The following is a 16,976-nucleotide window of genomic DNA, read 5'->3' as shown; positions in this document are numbered from 1 at the left end:
GGGGCGGCCGGTCCGCGCGCAGGGGTGGTCGGCGGTCTGCGCGCCCACGACCGGTGCGGTGAGAGACCATCCGCGGCGAGCGGCGAGCGGCGATGCGGCCAGCGGCGTCGCGAGCAGCGCCCGTATCGGAACGCAAAATCACCCGGTCCCGGCAGCCCGCGCCTTCCCCGCCCGCCGACAGGCGCGCTGCGAGCCGAGGGCGGCTCGCACCCCCCGCTCACACCCCCGCGGCTCACCCCCCCGGCTCGCGCCTCCCCGCCTCGCCCCCCCCCGGTCCCCCCGGCGCGCTCAGCGAGGCAGCTGGGCGCGGCGCAGTGGGCCGGAGCACAGCACGACGACGCCGCCGAGGCCGCAGACCGCGGCGCTGGTGACGAAGACGGGGCCGGTGCCCCACCAGCCGATGGCGGCCGCGCTCAGCGGCATGCTGAGCGGGGCGAAGCCGAGGCTGACGATGCCGGCCACGGAGCTGACCCGGCCCAGGTACGCGGGGTCGGCCTGGGTCTGGAGCAGCGCGCCGCACAGGGCGCCGCTGAGCCCGGCGAGCAGCCCGACCAGCAGAGCCGTGCCGACGGCGACGACGAGACTCGGTGCGTACGCGAGCGCGCCGATCGCGACGGAGCCCGGCAGGATCGCCGCCGCGACGACACGTCCGGCGTGCGGCAGCCGACCCCGTACGGTCAGCAGCAGGGCGGCCACCCCGGCCCCGGTCCCGAATCCGGAGAGCACCCAGCCCATACCGGAGGCGCCCCAGCCCCGCTGCTCGGCGAGCAGGGTCAGCCCGACGTTGAGCGGTCCGACGAAGCCGAGGTCGCCGAGGGCGATGGCGACCAGGAGCGGGGCGAGCACACGGTGGCCACGGATGTAGCGCAGACCGTCGCGGAGGTCCTGCCAGGGGGTGGTGCGGGGGACGGTGTCCTGCGCGGCCCCCATGCGGTGGGGCCCCGCCTCCTGGTCCGCCTTCCCGCCCGCCTCCCGGTCCGCTTCCCCGCCCCCCTCCCCGTCCGCCGGCAGGTCCCGCATCCGTACGGAGATCAGCAACGGCACCGAGACGGCGATCAGGAGTCCGGCCAGTCCGAACGCGGCCGCCGCTCCGCCGAGCGCCACGCCCAGGCCGCCGAGCGGCGCGCCCACCACGTTGGCGAAGCGGATCGCGAGGCCGCGCATGCCCTGGACGCGGGCGAGCTGGTCGCGGCCGGTGACGCGGGCCGGAAGGGCGCCCACGGCGGGCATGAACACGGCGTCCACGGTGCCGAAGAGAACGGCGAGCAGGGCGAGCGGCCACAGCCCGGGGCTCGCCGCGAACAGCAGCGCGGCCACCGCGAGGACGGCAGCGCAGCGCACCGCGTCGCTGCCGATGACGACCCTGCGCGGCCCGAACCGGTCGGCCACCACTCCCCCGCCCAGCATGAGCAGGGCCCGCGGCACGGCGCTGACGGCCATCACGAGGCCGGCCTGCGAGGGCGTACCGGCCTGGACCGCGGCCCAGGACAGCGCGAGGTAGTAGACGTTGTCGCCCACCATCGACGCGGTGTAGGCGCCGAGCCAGCGAAGGACGTTGGAGTCGCGGTGGGCCGGCTTGTGGGCGGCGGCGTGGACCGGCGGTATGAGTGTGGCGGTCACGGGAAGCGGTTCCCTCTCGAAGCCGACGCGGATCAGGGGCGGAACGGGAAGCCGTACACATGCAGCGCGACGTTCTCGCGCCCTTCGGTGTCGCCGGCGGCCTCGGCGGCACGGCCCTTCTCGTCGTACTTCCTGGCGAGGGCGAGCAACTCCGCGCCCAGCTCGGCCAGCTCGGCGGGGGTCAGGCGCAGCAGGGACTCCTGGTCGGGCGCGGCGGAGTTCCACTCGGGGCCCCAGGTGGGGCGCTCGTCGAGATAGCGGCGGTACAGGTCGGCGCGCTGCTCGTGGAAGAGACGGGTGGCCGCCGCGTGCGCGGCCGCCTTCTCGGGTGCGTCCCGGAAGTCCTTGTCCTTGATGCTCACGCCCTGTGAGGAGGGCTGCCACCAGCGCTCGCGGCCGTCCCCGCTCTGCGGCCGGGCCGCCTCGATCAGCCCGTGGTCGGCGAGCTTGCGCAGGTGGTAACTGACCAGCGAGACGCCTTCGTCGACCTGCTCGGCGAGCTGCGAGGCGGTCGCGGTGCGGGTCACGCACAGGGCCCGGTAGAGCTTCATCCGCAGCGGATGGGCGAGCGCCTTGAGCGTGCCGATGTCGGTGATGGGGCGGTTCTCCTTGGCGGTCACGGCTCCACCGTAGATACGAAAGAAAAGTTGCGCAACAAAAATTGCACAACTTTCCTTTCGCGTCTGCTCAAGGAGAAGCCCCGGCCACCAGGTGACCGGGGCCGACGCGGCGCGGCGTCACCGCACGGGATGCCCCGCCGCCCGCAGCGTCTCCTTCACCTCGCCGATCCGCAGATCACCGAAGTGGAAGACGGACGCGGCCAGCACCGCGTCGGCGCCCGCCGCGATGGCCGGCGGGAAGTGGTCGAGCTTGCCGGCGCCGCCGGAGGCGATGACGGGCACGGTCACGTGCGCCCGCACCGCCGCGATCATCTCCAGGTCGTAGCCGTCCTTGGTGCCGTCCGCGTCCATCGAGTTGAGCAGGATCTCTCCCGCGCCCAGCTCGGCGGCCCGGTGCGCCCACTCCACGGCGTCGATGCCGGTGCCCTTGCGGCCGCCGTGGGTGGTGACCTCGAAGCTGCCGCTCTCGGTCCGGCGCGCGTCCACCGACAGGACCAGGACCTGCCGGCCGAACCGCTCGGCGATCTCACGGATCAGCTCGGGCCGGGCGATGGCGGCCGTGTTCACGCCCACCTTGTCCGCGCCCGCCCGCAGCAGCTTGTCCACGTCGTCGGGCGTCCGCACGCCCCCGCCCACCGTCAGCGGGATGAACACCTGCTCGGCCGTGCGGCGCACGACGTCGTACGTGGTCTCGCGGTTGCCGGAGGACGCGGTGATGTCCAGGAACGTCAGCTCGTCGGCGCCCTCGGCGTCGTACACCTTCGCCATCTCGACGGGGTCGCCCGCGTCGCGCAGGTTCTGGAAGTTGACACCCTTGACCACCCGGCCGTTGTCCACGTCCAGGCAGGGGATGACTCGTACGGCCAGGGTCATGACTGCGGGGCCTCTCGGTACGCCTCCACCTCGACCTCGACGACCAGGCGCGGGTCCACGAAACCGGAGACGATGATCATGGACGCGGCGGGGCGGACGGAGTCGAACAGCTGCTTGTGGGCGCGTCCGATCTCCTCCACGTCCCGGGCATGGGTGAGGTACATGCGCGTACGGACGACGTCGTCGCGGCCGAGGCCGAGCTCCTTCAGCGCCGCGAACGCGACATTGAAGGAGTTGAGCGCCTGCTCGTACGGGCCGTCGTCGACGATCGATCCGTCGATCACGGAGGTGCAGCCGGAGACCAGCACCAGACCGTTCGGCAGCTGCACCGCACGGGAGTAGCCGAACGTGTCCTCCCAGGGCGCGCCGGTGCTGACGCGTCGTACGTCGCTCACTTGGCTACCGCCTCCAGGGCCTCTTCCAGGGTGAACGCCTTCGCGTACAGGGCCTTCCCGACGATCGAGCCCTCGACACCGAGCGGCACCAGCGCGGCGATGGCCCGCAGGTCGTCCAGCGAGGACACGCCGCCGGAGGCGACCACCGGGCGGTCGGTCGCCGCGCAGACGTTCCTCAGCAGCTCCAGGTTCGGGCCCTGGAGCGTGCCGTCCTTCGCGATGTCGGTGACCACGTAGCGGGCGCAGCCCTCGGAGTTGAGGCGCTCCAGGGTCTCGTAGAGGTCGCCGCCGTCGCGGGTCCAGCCACGGCCGCGCAGCGTCGTGCCGCGTACGTCGAGACCGACCGCGATCTTGTCGCCGTGCTCGGCGATGACCTTGGCGACCCACTCGGGGGTCTCCAGGGCGGCGGTGCCCAGGTTCACCCGGGTGCAGCCGGTGGCGAGGGCGGCGGCGAGCGTGTCGTCGTCGCGGATGCCGCCGGACAGCTCGACCTTGATGTCCATCGCCCCCGCGACCTCGGCGATCAGCGCGCGGTTGTCGCCGGTGCCGAACGCGGCGTCCAGGTCGACGAGGTGCAGCCACTCGGCGCCCGACCGCTGCCAGGCGAGGGCGGCCTCGAGCGGAGAGCCGTAGGACGTCTCCGTACCGGACTCGCCGTGCACGAGGCGGACGGCCTGGCCGTCACGGACGTCGACGGCGGGGAGGAGTTCGAGCTTCGAAGCCATCAGAGGGTTCCGATCCAGTTGTTCAGCAGCTGCGCTCCGGCGTCGCCGGACTTCTCGGGGTGGAACTGCGTGGCCCACAGGGCGCCGTTCTCGACGGCCGCCACGAACGGCTTGCCGTGCGTCGACCAGGTCACCAGGGGTGCGCGCATCGCCGGGTTCGCGACGTCCAGGGACCAGTCGTGGACGGCGTACGAGTGGACGAAGTAGAAGCGCGCGTCGGCGTCGAGCCCCGCGAAGAGCTGCGATCCCCCGGGCGCCTCGACCGTGTTCCAGCCCATGTGCGGCACGATCTCGGCCTCGAGCGGCCCGACCGTGCCGGGCCACTCGTCGAGGCCCTCGGTCTCCACACCGTGCTCGATGCCGCGCTCGAAGAGGATCTGCATGCCGACGCAGATGCCCATCACGGGGCGGCCGCCGGCCAGCCGGCGGCCGACGATCCAGTCGCCGCGCGCCTCCTTCAGCCCCTTCATGCAGGCGGCGAAGGCGCCGACACCGGGCACCAGCAGTCCGTCGGCGTTCATGGCCGTGTCGAAGTCACGCGTTATCTCGACCTCGGCGCCGGCACGGGCGAGCGCGCGCTCGGCGGAGCGCACATTGCCGAAGCCGTAGTCGAACACCACGACTTTCTTCGCGGTACTCAATTCCACACCTCCAGTCGCACGACGCCCGCGGCCAGGCACATCACCGCGCCGATCGACAGCACCACGATGAGGCTCGTCGGCATCTTCTGCTTGACGAAGGAGTAGACCCCGCCGAGGAGGAAGAGCCCGAGGACGATCAGGACGGTGGACAGCCCGCTCACAGTGCGCCCTTCGTGGAGGGGAGGATGCCGGCGGCACGCGGGTCGCGTTCGCTCGCGTACCGCAGCGCCCGCGCCAGCGCCTTGAACTGGCACTCCACGATGTGGTGCGCGTTGCGCCCGTACGGCACGTGCACGTGCAGGGCGATCTGCGCCTGGGCGACGAAGGACTCCAGTATGTGCCGGGTCATCGTGGTGTCGTACTCGCCGATCATCGGCGCCATGTTCTCGGGCTCGGTGTGCACGAGGTACGGGCGGCCCGACAGGTCGACGGTCACCTGGGCGAGGGACTCGTCCAGCGGGACCGTGCAGTTGCCGAAGCGGTAGATGCCCACCTTGTCGCCGAGCGCCTGCTTGAAGGCGGCACCGAGGGCGAGGGCGGTGTCCTCGATGGTGTGGTGCGAGTCGATGTGCAGGTCGCCCTCGGTCTTCACCGTCAGGTCGAACAGACCGTGGCGGCCGAGCTGGTCGAGCATGTGGTCGTAGAAGCCGACCCCGGTCGACACATCGACCTTTCCGGACCCGTCGAGATCGATCTCGACGAGCACCGAGGTCTCCTTGGTGGTGCGCTCAACGCGGCCTACGCGGCTCATGCGTTCTGCTCCTTCTTCAGCTCACGGACCGCGTCGAGGAACGCGTCGTTCTCTTCGGGGGTACCGGCGCTGACCCGCAGCCATCCCGGTACGCCGTTGTCCCGGACCAGGACGCCCCGGTCGAGGATCTGCTGCCAGACCTCGTGCGCGTCGGCGAACCGCCCGAACTGCACGAAGTTCGCGTCGGACTCGGTCACGTCGTAGCCGATCGCGCGCAGCTCGGCGACCAGCCGGTCCCGCTCGGCCTTCAACTGCTCCACGTAACCGAGCAGGGTGTCGGTGTGCTCCAGGGCGGCCAGCGCGGTCGCCTGCGTGATGGCCGACAGGTGGTACGGCAGCCGTACGAGCTGGACGGCGTCGACCACCGCCGGGTGCGCGGCGAGATAGCCGAGGCGCAGCCCGGCCGCGCCGAACGCCTTGGACATGGTGCGCGAGACGACGAGATGCGGCCGGCCTTCGAGCAGCGGCAGCAGGGAGTCGCCGTGGCTGAACTCGATGTACGCCTCGTCGACCACCACCATCGACGGCTTCACCGCCTGCGCGGCCTCGTACAGCGCGAGGACCGTCTCGGGCGGGACCGCGGTGCCCGTGGGGTTGTTGGGGGTCGTGATGAAGACGACGTCCGGCCGGCTCTCGGCGATGGCCTGCCGGGCGGCGGCGAGGTCGATCGTGAAGTCCTCGCCCCGGGGACCGGAGATCCAGGCGGTGCCCGTGCCGCGCGCGATGAGGGCGTGCATCGAGTACGACGGCTCGAAGCCGATCGCCGTGCGGCCGGGTCCGCCGAAGGTCTGGAGCAGCTGCTGGATGACCTCGTTGGAGCCGTTGGCCGCCCAGACGTTCTCGATGCCGACGGGGTGCTTGCCGGTGTTCGTCAGGTACGTGGCCAGCTCCGTGCGCAGCTCCACCGCGTCCCGGTCGGGGTAGCGGTTGAGGTGACGGGCGGCCTCCCGCACCCGCTCGGCGATCCGCTCGACGAGCGGCTCGGGCAGCGGGTACGGATTCTCGTTGGTGTTCAGCCGTACGGGGACGTCGAGCTGGGGCGCGCCGTAGGGGGACTTGCCGCGCAGCTCGTCCCGTACGGGGAGATCGTCGATTCCGAAGCTCACTTGCTCTCAGGCACCTTCCAACCGAACCTTGCCTTGATCGCCGCGCCGTGCGCGGGCAGGTCCTCCGCCTCCGCGAGCGTCACCACGTGGTGCGCCACGTCGGCCAGCGCGTCCTTCGTGTAGTCGACGATGTGGATGCCGCGCAGGAAGGACTGGACGGACAGGCCCGAGGAGTGGCAGGCGCAGCCGCCGGTGGGCAGCACGTGGTTGGAGCCGGCCGCGTAGTCGCCGAGGGAGACCGGCGCCCAGGGCCCGATGAAGATCGCGCCCGCGTTGCGCACCCGGTCGGCCACGGCGGCCGCGTCGGCCGTCTGGATCTCCAGGTGCTCGGCGCCGTACGCGTCGACCACCCGCAGGCCCTCGTCGACGCCGTCGACGAGCACGATCGCGGACTGCCGGCCCTTCAGCGCCGGGACGATGCGGTCGTCGATGTGCTTGGTGGCCGCGACCTGCGGTTCCAGCTCCTTCTCGACCGCGTCCGCCAGCTCGACGGAGTCGGTGACCAGGACGGCGGCGGCCAGCGGGTCGTGCTCGGCCTGGCTGATCAGGTCGGAGGCGACGTGGACGGGGTCGGCCGTGGAGTCCGCGAGGACCGCGATCTCGGTGGGGCCGGCCTCGGCGTCGATGCCGATCTTGCCCGTGAAGTAGCGCTTGGCCGCGGCGACCCAGATGTTGCCGGGGCCGGTGACCATGTCGGCGGGCGCGCAGGACTCGGTGCCGTACGCGAACATCGCGACGGCGGTCGCGCCGCCGGCCGCGTACACCTCGTCGACGCCGAGCAGCGCGCACGCCGCGAGGATCGTCGGGTGCGGGAGTCCGCCGAACTCGGCCTGCGCCGGCGAGGCGAGGGCGATCGACTCGACGCCGGCCTCCTGGGCCGGGACGACGTTCATGACCACGGAGGACGGGTAGACCGACCGACCGCCGGGCGCGTACAGACCGACGCGGTCGACCGGCACCCACTTCTCGGTGACCGAGCCGCCCGGCACGACCTGGGTCGTGTGCGTCGTACGGCGCTGCTCGCGGTGGACGAGCCGGGCGCGGCGGATCGACTCCTCCAGGGCCGCGCGCACCGCCGGGTCGAGCTGCTCCAGCGCGTCGGCGAGGGCCCGCGCCGGGACCCGTACGGACTCGAGGCGTACGCCGTCGAACTTCTCGGCGAAGTCGATCAGCGCCGCGTCGCCCCGATGATGCACGGCCTCGCAGATCGGACGCACCTTCTCCAGGGCGGCCGAGACGTCGAAGTCGGCTCGGGGCAGCAGGTCGCGCAGGGCGGAGCCCTCGGGGAGGGCGTCGCCGCGCAGATCGATTCGGGAGATCACATAGCCAATTCTCTCAGACCGGCGTCGGCCGCCGGACGCCCGTATCAATGGCTGATACAGATCCCACCCGCTCTCCGGAAGATCACCCTCACCATTAGCGTTCAGACGGTCACACAGCGGGCATGAACGACTGTACGAAACCCGTGAGTAACCGAGGGACAGAGAGACAGCGAGAAAAGAGAGACAGAGGGGCCGAGCAACCGAGCAGCCGGGGGCGGGAGGAAGGAAGCGCCGTGACCGAGGGTGCCGGTATCCACGCCGGGGACCTGCCGGACGACCTGACCGCCGCCGAGGCCGGCATGTGGCAGGCCTTCCGCAACGGCACTGTGTACGACCTGCGCGCCGGGAACGCGACCGTGGACGATCCGCACGGCGGCCACCCCTGGGGCCCCGAGCGCACCGTACGGGCCCGCATCGTGTGCTGGCTGCTCCTGGACGGGCCGCCGGCCCTGGCGGGGCGGGTGGCGTCCCTGAAGCTCGTCGGCGTACAGATCAAGGACTCGCTCGATCTCTCCGGCGGCACCGTCGTGCCGTACCTCGAACTGAAGGGCTGCCGGTTCGAGAAGGAGGTCCTGCTGCCGGAGGCCCACTTCACGACCGTACGGTTCGTGGACTGCTCGGTGCCGCGCCTGGAGGCGGCACGGGTGCACACCGAGGGCGACCTGCATCTGCCGCGCTGCCGGTTCCACAACGGCGTACGGCTCACGGACGCGCACATCGGCACGGATCTGCTGCTGAACCAGGCGGTGGTCTACCGGGACCGGCGCGGGCGTTCGCTCACCGGCGACGGCATGACCGTCGGGCAGGACCTCCAGGCCGAGATGATGGAGTCGCACGGCGAGCTGAGTCTGCGCAGCGCCAAGATCGGCGTCTCGCTGAGCCTGCGCGGCGCCCTGCTGACCAACAGCTACACGCCCCTGGCCCTGAACGCGCCTCAGCTGACCGTCGGGCGCACGCTGTACCTGACCCCCGCCGGCCTCGGCAATCCGCCGCTGACCAGCGGCGCCACTCCGGCGCGGGGCACCCGGGTGCAGCGGTTCGCGTGCCGGGGCGGGATCCGGCTCGACGACGGGCGGTTCGGGGACGCGGTGGACCTGGAGCGGGCCCGCTTCGTCTTCGAGGACGACCAGGAGTTGTCACTGCGCCGGGTCCAGACGCCCGAGCTGCGCTTTTTGAGCGAGCACCCCGAGCGCGGCCGGGTCGTCCTGTCGGGCGCGCGGATCGTCAACCTGGTCGACAGGGCGGAGAGCTGGCCGGGCCCGGGCCGGCTGCAGATGGGCGGCTTCGGCTACGAGAACCTCGTGCCGCACGGCCGGTTCCCGCTGACCGAGCGCCTGGAGTGGGTGGCCGCGGCGACCGCCGAGTACAACCCGGAGCCGTACGAGCGCCTGGCGGCCGTGCTGCGCAACTCCGGCGAGGACGAGGACGCGCGGGAGGTGCTGCTCGCCAAGCAGCGCCGCCGCCGGGAGACCCTGCCGGTCGCGGGCAAGCTGTGGGGGTACGTACAGGACTGGGCGGTCGCCTACGGGTACCGGCCGGGGCGCGCCGCCCTGTGGATGGCGGTCCTGTGGGCGGTGACGTCGGTCGCCTTCTCGCACGCCGGGCACCCCCCGGTCAACGGCGACGGGCATCCGTCGTGGAACGCCTCGCTGTTCGCGCTGGATCTGCTGCTGCCGGTCATCGACCTCGGCCAGGCCGGCCAGTGGCAGCTGCGCGGCGGCTGGCAGTGGCTGGCCGCGACGGTGATCCTGCTCGGCTGGATCCTGGCGACGACCGTGGCGGCGGGGGCCACCCGACTGCTGCGCCGCAGCTGACGGACAGGGCGGCCCGAGCCGGCGGACAGACCGTCAACAGTTGAACAACAGTCACCTTTTACTTGCCCTTGACCGTCCGTCATACAACCAATCGAAGGTTACGAAAGCGTCACCACACACCCCCTGACACAGCCCCGACCTGCGGCTTTCAATGGCTTCCACCATGGCACTGCTGCGCGCGATCCTCCGTACGGCCCGGATGGCCAGGAACTCCCCGCGCCTCGCGGTCGGGCTGCCCGCCGACGACGAGGTGCTCCTCGACGCGCCCGACGAACACCTCGCCCCCGCGCTGGTCGCGGCGGGACGCGGCGAGTACGAGCCCGCGGCCGAGCTGCTCGCCGGCTCCCGCGAGGCCGCCGAGTGGGAGAACCGCGACCGGTACACGACCCGCCTCGCGGCCTTCGCGCGCTCCCGGCCCGAGTGGCTCGAGGAGTGGCGGCGCGCCCGCCCGCACGACCCGGACGCGCTGCTCGTCCGGGCCGAGCTGGCGGTGCGCCGCGGCTGGGAGTCGCCCGCCCGCGCCGAACTCCTGCGCCAGGTCGCCCCGCTGATCACCGCCGCCGCGGAGGGCGCCCCGCGCGACCCGGTGCCCTGGCGGATCGCCCTCGACCACGCGCGCGGCACCAACGCCGGGCACGCCGAGTTCGAACGGCTGTGGGGCGAGGCGGTGCGCCGCTCCTCGCACCACTACGGCTGCCATGTCGCCGCCCTCCAGTACTTGTCCGCCGCCTGCTGTGCTCAGCGGGGGGACACCCCTCACACCCCCCGGCGCTCGCACCGCGAGTGCTTCGACTTCGCCGAGACGGCCGCGCAGGACGCCCTGCCCGGCTCCCTGGTCCAGATGCTGCCCGTGCGCGCCGCCTTCGCCTATCTGACCGAGGGCGGCGGGGCGGCCGTGGGGCGCGAGCGCCTGGACGCGGCGGCCGACCGGGCCATCGCGCTCTCGAACGAGTACGCGGCCGCCGACCCGTGGCCCGCGGAGGTCCGCAACCTCCTCACCTATGTCCTGGTGCGGCTCCAGCGCTGGGAGGACGCGTTGCAGCAACTGCGCATGATCGGCCCGTACGCCACCTCGTTCCCCTGGGACCGGATCTCCGACGACCCGCTCGGGCAGTTCCTGGAACTGCGCGACGGAGTCCGCCTCGAGGTCGCCTCCGGCCTCCCCCTCGGACCGCCGGGTGAGCGCCCGCGGGATCCACGGAGTGGGCACGACGGACGCTCCCGCTCCGGCGACCATTAGGCTTTCGCGTCGTGACCACCGTCCGGCTCCCGCTCTTCCCGCTGAACTCGGTGCTGTTCCCCGGGCTCGTCCTCCCGCTGAACGTGTTCGAGGAGCGCTATCGCGCCCTCATGCGCGATCTGCTGAAGACCCCCGAGGACGAACCGCGCCGGTTCGCCGTCGTCGCCATCCGCGACGGCTACGAGGTCGCGCCGAGCGCGCCCGGCATGCCGGACCCGACGGCCGTGCCCGAGCGCGGGCCCGCGGCCGGCTTCGGCGACGACCCGGTCAAGGCCTTCCACTCCGTGGGCTGCATCGCGGACGCGGCGACCGTGCGGGAGCGCGCCGACGGCGGCTTCGAGGTGCTGGCGACCGGCACGACACGCGTCAAGCTGCTCTCCGTGGACGCGTCGGGCCCGTATCTGACGGCCGAGCTGGAGGAACTGCCCGAGGACCCGGGCGACGGGGCGGGTGCGCTCGCCGAGGGCGTGCTGCGCGCGTTCCGGCAGTACCAGAAGCGCCTGGCCGGCGCCCGCGAGCGCTCCATCTCCACGAGCGCCGACCTGCCGGACGAGCCGTCCGTCGTCTCGTACCTCGTCGCGGCGGCCGTGATGCTCGACACCCCGGCGAAACAGCGGCTGCTCCAGGCCCCGGACACGGCCTCACGGCTGCGCGAGGAGCTGAAACTGCTGCGCACGGAGACGGCGATCATCCGTAATCTGCCGTCGTTGCCAGCGTCCGAGCTGACGCGCGGCCCGACCAGTCTCAACTGAACCGACGTGAAGGCAGCGGCACCGTGGCGAAGAAGTCGAAGAAGCAGCAGCCGGGCGGCACGCCCGCGACGGTGGCCCTGACGGCGGCGGGCGTGCCGTACACGGTCCACGCGTACGAGCACGACCCCGCGCACCCCTCGTACGGCGAGGAGGCGGCCGAGGCGATGGGCGTCTCGCCCGACCGCGTCTTCAAGACGCTGGTGGCGGACGTGGACGGCGCGCTGGTCGTCGCCGTGGTCCCGGTCGCGGGCTCGCTGGACCTGAAGGCGCTGGCGACGGCGGTGGGCGGCAAGCGCGCGGCGATGGCGGATCCCGTGCTGGCGGAGCGCACGACGGGCTATGTCCGCGGTGGCATCTCACCGCTGGGCCAGCGCAAGAAGCTCCGCACGGTCCTGGACGCGTCGGCCGCCGCCCACGACACGGTCTGTGTCTCGGCGGGCCGCCGGGGCCTCGAAGTGGAGCTGTCCCCGGACGACTTGGCGAAGCTCACGGAAGCGGTCCCCGCCCCGATCGCCCGTGCCTGACCCCTCGACGGACGCCCCGTCCTCGGTTAAGTACGAGGAACATGTCGAAGAGGACGCGCAAGCGGAAATGGCGTACGCGCAAGGGCAACGCGAACCACGGCAGGAGGCCGGCGTAGGAGACACCTCCCTCAGCCCGACCGGCGCTTGAGGGCCTGCCGGCACGCCGAAGGGGGCTGGGGGTGCGGCCCGCAGGGACGGGCAGGGGCGGCGGGGCGGAACACCCCGCCGCGGCCACAACGCGCCGAACCGTTACCCGGCGGGCGGAGCCGGAGGCGCGTCGTACGGGCTCGCGTACGGATCCGGATCCCGTGGCCCGAACAGCGCCGTGAGTCCGAGGTGCACCAGCAGCGCCGCCAGCGACCACGCCAGCAGCGCCCCCTTCGCGCCCAGCTTCAGCGGCGCGGAGAAGGTGACGCCCTTGCCCACGGCCTTGGCATGCGCGAGCACGTTCTGCGTGGGTCCCAGCCAGACCCCCACCCGCCACGCGAGCAACGACCCGAGCACCCCGCCCACGGCGAGCGACACGGCCAGCGGCACCCCGCCCCGCCGGCGCCACAGGAACACGGCGAGCGCACTGACCGCGCCGAAGGCCAGCGCGAGCAGGGTGAAGGTTCCATCGACCCCGACAGCCTGCTCGCCCTCGGTGTCCTTGAGGTAGACGACCCACTCCTTGCCGACCACGCCGCCCATGAGCGGCACATGCGGCGCCAGCCACCACCACAGCACCCCGAGCAGCACTCCGCAGAGCGCAAGACCGACCGTGATCACGGCGGCCTCGCGGACTTCGGTCTTCATCCCGGGGCCGTCCTCTTCGTACCCGGCCACGCCCACGGCACCACCGGCGGGCGGCGCCTGCCAGGGGTCCTGGGAGGGCTGGTCGTGCGGCGGCGGAGGCGGAGTCAGCGGAGCGGTCACCCTGCCATCGTGCCAGGCGGGTCCGTCGGCCGCGTCACCGGACGGCCGCTCGGCGATAGGCCCAGGTCGCGACGGCCAGCGAGGCGACCCCGACGGCGGCGCACACGGCCAGGTCACCCAGGACGAACGCCCAGTCCGGGTGCCCGCCGAAGGTCCGCGCGAGCGCCTCGACCCCGTACGTGGACGGCAGCAGATCCCGCGCGCACTGCACGACCCCCGGCATCCGGTCGGCCGGCAGCACACCGAGCAGCAGCGCCGCGGACATCCCCAACTGCCCCAGCAGCGTGGCCAGTTCGGGCCGAGGAGCGAGCAGCCCGAAGGCGGCCCCGAGCCCGGCGAGCGCGGCCCCCGCGAGCGGGATCACCGCGGCAAGGACCCACAGGTGGGTCAGCGGCAGCCCGAAGAGCACACACCCGAAGACGGCGGTGACGACGGTCCCGGGCACGGTGAAGGAGGCGTACGCGCCGGCCGCGCCGAGCACCACCGCCGCGGGCGGCACGGGCAGCGTCGCGTAGTGGTCGAGCCCGCCGCTGGCGCGCAGCTGCCCGAAGTACTGCGCGAGCAGGTTCAGCGCGACGAACGCGACGACGAGGACGGTCGCCCCGGCGACCACGGCCCGCGCCTCGTCCGCGTCGTCGACGACTCCGCGCATCATGATCATGATCCCGACGGACTGGAAGGTCGCCACGAACAGCAGCGGGATCCGCGCGACCCGCGCCCGGGACAGCTGCGCCCGGTAGACGGCGGCGAGCGACGGCCACAGCCGCGCCCGCGGCCCGAGCGGCGCCTCGGTTCGAGCGCCGTCGTCCAGGGCCGTGACGCCGGGCAGAACCTCAGCGGGTACGACACTCACGTCGAGCTGCTCCTCTTCGCTCCGGCCCCGTTCCATACGGCCGCGGCGGCCCGTACGTTCATGCCCCTCACGCCTTCACCAGCCCCTGCGCGTTGCCGCCGAGCGCCAGATAGACGTCCTCCAGGCTCGGCGTGGCCAGGGTGAAGTCGTCCAGGGCGGCGAAGGCGGCTCCTCCGGTGACCGTGGCGACCGCGGCGCGGGCCTCGTCGGGCGCGAGCCGCAGCGACCAGCGGCGCCCGGACTCGACGGCACGGGCCCGCAGCGCGGCGACCTCGGGAACGTCCAGCGGCGCCCGCTCGCGCCAGACGAGTTCGACGCGCACCTCCCCCGCGACCCGCTCCTTGAGCCCGCCCGGTGTGTCGCAGGCGATGACGCGTCCGCTGTCGAGCACGGCGACCCGGTCGAGCACGGTCTCCGCCTCGATGACGTTGTGGGTGACCAGCAGGACGGTGGTGCCGCGCTCGGCGCGCCGCCGGTCGACGGCGGCCCACACGGCCCGCCGCGCCACGGGGTCCATCCCGGTGGTCGGCTCGTCGAGCACGAGCAGCGGCCGCTCCCCCACCAGGACGGTGGCGAAGCAGGCGAGCCTGCGCTGCCCGCCGGACAGCTTCTTCAGCGGGCGCCCGGCGACCGCCGCGAGACCCAGTTCGTCGAGTACGGCGTCCCGCTCGCCCCGCGCCTGCCGGACGTCGAGACCGCGCAGCCGCCCGGTCGTCTCGGCGGCGAGCGACACCGTCAGCTCGTCGAGGGCGGTGGACTCCTGCCCGAGGTAGGCGAGGATCCGCGCGGCCCGCTCGGGATGGCGCACGATGTCGTGCCCGAGGATGTCGACGCTGCCCCGGTCGGGCCGCATCAGCCCGGTCAGCTGGCGGACGAGGGTGGACTTCCCGGCGCCGTTCGGCCCGAGCAGCCCGAAGACCTCGCCGCGCCGGATGTCGAGCCGTACCCCGTCGGTGGCCCGCACCTCGGGCGTTCCCGGGGCGCCACGCCGTCCGCGCACGGCCGGGTAGGTCTTGGTCAGCCCCCGCACGGCGCACACGACATCGCCACCCTGTCGACATGCCTGTGCCGTGCGCGTACTCACAAGGGACGAGAGTACGGGGTGGTGGAGTCCGCCCGAAATCCAACCCCCGTCCTGAAATAGAACTCCGGCGCGGCAGCCCCGGCTAATCTCCCGCCGGCGCGTGCTCCGCCGCCGTCCGTACATCGATCTCCCGCCAGAACCCCGCCCTGATCGCGTACCGGTCGTGCTCGTCGATCTGGTCGTCCTTGTGCGCGAGCAGCCCGAACCGGGCGGCGTACCGCAGCAGCTCCCCGTCGACCCGGTGCGGAACCCGTGGATACATGGCCGACAGCTTCTGCAGATGCGTCTGGTCGGTCAGTCGCTCCATCCACCGCCGGGCGAACACCTGTCCGACCTCGTACGGGTCCCCGCCGACCGTGGTGATGTCCTCCTCGCGGTCGGCCCACCGCTGCTCCGCCGAGGTGAGTTGCGCCAGCGTCGGCAGCGACGCGGCGTCCGCGGACTCGGCCGCCGCACCGGGCCGGTCCACCCACCCCTTGTCGGAGGACCACCGCAGCGTCGCACTGGCCGGATGCTGAGGGGACTGGGTGCCGGGCGCGCGGAGAGCGGCCAGGTCCTTCGGTGTCGGCACGCCCTTCGGGGCCGACACCCGCTCCTGCGCCCCGTTCTGCGCGTCCGCCGCCGACCGGTGCTCCGGCTCCTCGGCGGTCCGCTCGGCGGCGCCCGCGAGCGAGGACTCGGGCAGCGGCGCGGACAGGATCGCGGCGATCTCCGGCCGCGGGACGGGCTGCGGCGCGCAGACCCCGCCCACCTCCTTGGCGCGTACGGCCTTGGTGATCCAGGCCCGGTCGAGCACACGCCGCTCGTCGGCCTCGGCGACCAGGTCCTCGGACTGGTTGTAGTCGCCGTCCGCGGCCTGAACGGCCCACAGGTGTACGGCGACCCCGTGCTCCTTGGCGGCCATCATGCCCGGCAGCAGATCCCCGTCGCCGGTCACCAGGACCACGTCGGAACAGGCCCGGTTGCGCGCCAACTCGGTCAGCTCCGCGTGCATCGCCGCGTCGACGCCCTTCTGCGCCCACCGCCCGTCACTGCGGGTCAGCGCGCCCAGCCGGACGGTCACGCGCGGCATCACCCGGAGTCTGCGGTGCTCCGGCTGTGGCACGCGGTCGGGGGCGCCGTCGAACCAGTAGATGCGCAGCAGCGGCCGTTCCGTGTCGAACTCGGCGCGCTCGCGCAGTCCCTGGATGAGGGCGGCATGGTCGACGGTGATCCGGGAGCGCGAAGGCTCTCCGGCGAGCAGACTGGCGGCGGCCCCGAGCAGATACCCGGCGTCCACCAGGACGATGCAGCGGTCCACGCGGTCCACCCTCTTTCCGGGAGGTTTGCTTTGGGCTTCCTTCGAGTCTGCCCGACCCTGCGGAGGTTAACGGCCCGAACTCGATCTTCGGCGTGGCGTATCGGCGTATCGCTCTCCGACAGCGCTTATTACACACGGTAATTCTCCGAAATGCGCGGCTTGTCGGCCTATGTGAATCTGGTCCCGTCTCTGGCCCCTAGATCCCCCTCAGGAGGCAGATCACCATGGCCAAGAACAAGAACCGCAAGCAGGGCAGCCAGCAGCAGCGCAGCTCCCAGGCCGAGCAGGCACAGGAGCACGCGCAGAGGTCTGCGACGGAGGCACAGCAGTCGCCGATGCCGCACACCCAGGGCAGCCCCGCGGATGTTGCCCGTAAGCAGCAGAAGCGCTTCGGCCACAACTGAATTCATCGCGCGGGCTGTTGAAGCCCAGGCACACACC

At 72.6% G+C, this 16,976-nt stretch carries 19 protein-coding genes; 5 read left to right on the top strand and 14 right to left on the bottom strand.

What is annotated here, in order from left to right:
* Positions 1 to 288: 288 nt before the first annotated feature.
* The 10 genes from SAVERM_RS31725 to hisD form a co-directional block, all read right to left on the bottom strand.
* Entirely contained in the window at positions 289 to 1,620 is a 1,332-nt protein-coding gene (locus SAVERM_RS31725) for an MFS transporter (RefSeq protein WP_037646789.1), read from the bottom strand.
* A gap of 32 nt (positions 1,621 to 1,652) precedes the next feature.
* Entirely contained in the window at positions 1,653 to 2,240 is a 588-nt protein-coding gene (locus tag SAVERM_RS31720) for an ArsR/SmtB family transcription factor (protein WP_010987562.1), read from the bottom strand.
* A 117-nt stretch (positions 2,241 to 2,357) separates the two neighbouring features.
* Positions 2,358 to 3,113 carry an imidazole glycerol phosphate synthase subunit HisF gene (gene hisF, locus SAVERM_RS31715; RefSeq protein WP_010987561.1) on the bottom strand — a complete coding sequence of 252 codons (756 nt, stop codon included), beginning with the start codon at positions 3,111 to 3,113 and terminating at the stop codon, positions 2,358 to 2,360.
* Positions 3,110 to 3,508: a RidA family protein gene (locus SAVERM_RS31710; protein ID WP_037646788.1), complete on the bottom strand. Its 399-nt coding sequence runs from the start codon at positions 3,506 to 3,508 to the stop codon at positions 3,110 to 3,112. Before SAVERM_RS31710 ends, hisF begins: the two co-directional genes overlap by 4 nt.
* A complete protein-coding gene (gene priA, locus SAVERM_RS31705) occupies positions 3,505 to 4,233 on the bottom strand; it encodes a bifunctional 1-(5-phosphoribosyl)-5-((5-phosphoribosylamino)methylideneamino)imidazole-4-carboxamide isomerase/phosphoribosylanthranilate isomerase PriA (RefSeq protein ID WP_010987559.1) in 729 nt (242 codons plus the stop codon). Before priA ends, SAVERM_RS31710 begins: the two co-directional genes overlap by 4 nt.
* Positions 4,233 to 4,880: an imidazole glycerol phosphate synthase subunit HisH gene (hisH, locus tag SAVERM_RS31700; RefSeq protein WP_010987558.1), complete on the bottom strand. Its 648-nt coding sequence runs from the start codon at positions 4,878 to 4,880 to the stop codon at positions 4,233 to 4,235. Before hisH ends, priA begins: the two co-directional genes overlap by 1 nt.
* Complete coding sequence (locus tag SAVERM_RS43455; RefSeq protein WP_010987557.1) at positions 4,871 to 5,035, bottom strand: hypothetical protein; 165 nt, start codon at positions 5,033 to 5,035, stop codon at positions 4,871 to 4,873. Before SAVERM_RS43455 ends, hisH begins: the two co-directional genes overlap by 10 nt.
* Positions 5,032 to 5,625 (bottom strand): imidazoleglycerol-phosphate dehydratase HisB, encoded by a 594-nt coding sequence (hisB, locus tag SAVERM_RS31695; protein WP_010987556.1) that lies wholly within the window; start codon positions 5,623 to 5,625, stop codon positions 5,032 to 5,034. Before hisB ends, SAVERM_RS43455 begins: the two co-directional genes overlap by 4 nt.
* Positions 5,622 to 6,731 (bottom strand): histidinol-phosphate transaminase, encoded by a 1,110-nt coding sequence (locus SAVERM_RS31690; RefSeq protein WP_010987555.1) that lies wholly within the window; start codon positions 6,729 to 6,731, stop codon positions 5,622 to 5,624. Before SAVERM_RS31690 ends, hisB begins: the two co-directional genes overlap by 4 nt.
* Positions 6,728 to 8,053, bottom strand: coding sequence for a histidinol dehydrogenase (gene hisD, locus SAVERM_RS31685; protein WP_010987554.1), 1,326 nt, complete (start codon positions 8,051 to 8,053; stop codon positions 6,728 to 6,730). Before hisD ends, SAVERM_RS31690 begins: the two co-directional genes overlap by 4 nt.
* Positions 8,054 to 8,286: 233 nt before the next feature.
* Here hisD and SAVERM_RS31680 point away from each other — a divergent pair, with 233 nt between their 5' ends.
* The 4 genes from SAVERM_RS31680 (at position 8,287) to ybaK (ending at position 12,383) form a co-directional block, all read left to right on the top strand.
* Positions 8,287 to 9,867 (top strand): hypothetical protein, encoded by a 1,581-nt coding sequence (locus SAVERM_RS31680; protein ID WP_010987553.1) that lies wholly within the window; start codon positions 8,287 to 8,289, stop codon positions 9,865 to 9,867.
* Positions 9,868 to 10,030: 163 nt separating this feature from the next.
* A complete protein-coding gene (locus SAVERM_RS31675) occupies positions 10,031 to 11,107 on the top strand; it encodes a hypothetical protein (RefSeq protein ID WP_037646927.1) in 1,077 nt (358 codons plus the stop codon).
* A gap of 11 nt (positions 11,108 to 11,118) precedes the next feature.
* Positions 11,119 to 11,859, top strand: coding sequence for an LON peptidase substrate-binding domain-containing protein (locus tag SAVERM_RS31670; RefSeq protein ID WP_010987551.1), 741 nt, complete (start codon positions 11,119 to 11,121; stop codon positions 11,857 to 11,859).
* Between the two features lie 23 nt (positions 11,860 to 11,882).
* A complete protein-coding gene (ybaK, locus tag SAVERM_RS31665; RefSeq protein ID WP_010987550.1) occupies positions 11,883 to 12,383 on the top strand; it encodes a Cys-tRNA(Pro) deacylase in 501 nt (166 codons plus the stop codon).
* Positions 12,384 to 12,632: 249 nt separating this feature from the next.
* Here the strand turns inward: ybaK and SAVERM_RS31660 are convergent, their stop codons facing one another.
* The 4 genes from SAVERM_RS31660 to SAVERM_RS31645 all read right to left on the bottom strand — a co-directional run bounded on the left by SAVERM_RS31660 (position 12,633) and on the right by SAVERM_RS31645 (position 16,535).
* Entirely contained in the window at positions 12,633 to 13,298 is a 666-nt protein-coding gene (locus tag SAVERM_RS31660; RefSeq protein WP_010987549.1) for an ATPase AAA, read from the bottom strand.
* A gap of 34 nt (positions 13,299 to 13,332) precedes the next feature.
* A complete protein-coding gene (locus tag SAVERM_RS31655) occupies positions 13,333 to 14,187 on the bottom strand; it encodes an ABC transporter permease (RefSeq protein ID WP_010987548.1) in 855 nt (284 codons plus the stop codon).
* A gap of 31 nt (positions 14,188 to 14,218) precedes the next feature.
* Positions 14,219 to 15,190: an ABC transporter ATP-binding protein gene (locus SAVERM_RS31650; protein WP_037646784.1), complete on the bottom strand. Its 972-nt coding sequence runs from the start codon at positions 15,188 to 15,190 to the stop codon at positions 14,219 to 14,221.
* A gap of 127 nt (positions 15,191 to 15,317) precedes the next feature.
* Positions 15,318 to 16,535, bottom strand: a complete 1,218-nt coding sequence (locus SAVERM_RS31645) for an NYN domain-containing protein (RefSeq protein WP_037646924.1) — start codon at positions 16,533 to 16,535, stop codon at positions 15,318 to 15,320.
* 224 nt (positions 16,536 to 16,759) lie between these two features.
* Between SAVERM_RS31645 and SAVERM_RS31640 the strand changes: the two genes are divergently transcribed.
* Positions 16,760 to 16,939 carry a hypothetical protein gene (locus SAVERM_RS31640; protein WP_010987545.1) on the top strand — a complete coding sequence of 60 codons (180 nt, stop codon included), beginning with the start codon at positions 16,760 to 16,762 and terminating at the stop codon, positions 16,937 to 16,939.
* Positions 16,940 to 16,976: the final 37 nt, after the last annotated feature.

The organism is Streptomyces avermitilis MA-4680 = NBRC 14893, assembly GCF_000009765.2.
GTDB lineage: Bacteria > Actinomycetota > Actinomycetes > Streptomycetales > Streptomycetaceae > Streptomyces > Streptomyces avermitilis.
This window is presented reverse-complemented; position numbering and strand designations above follow the sequence as displayed.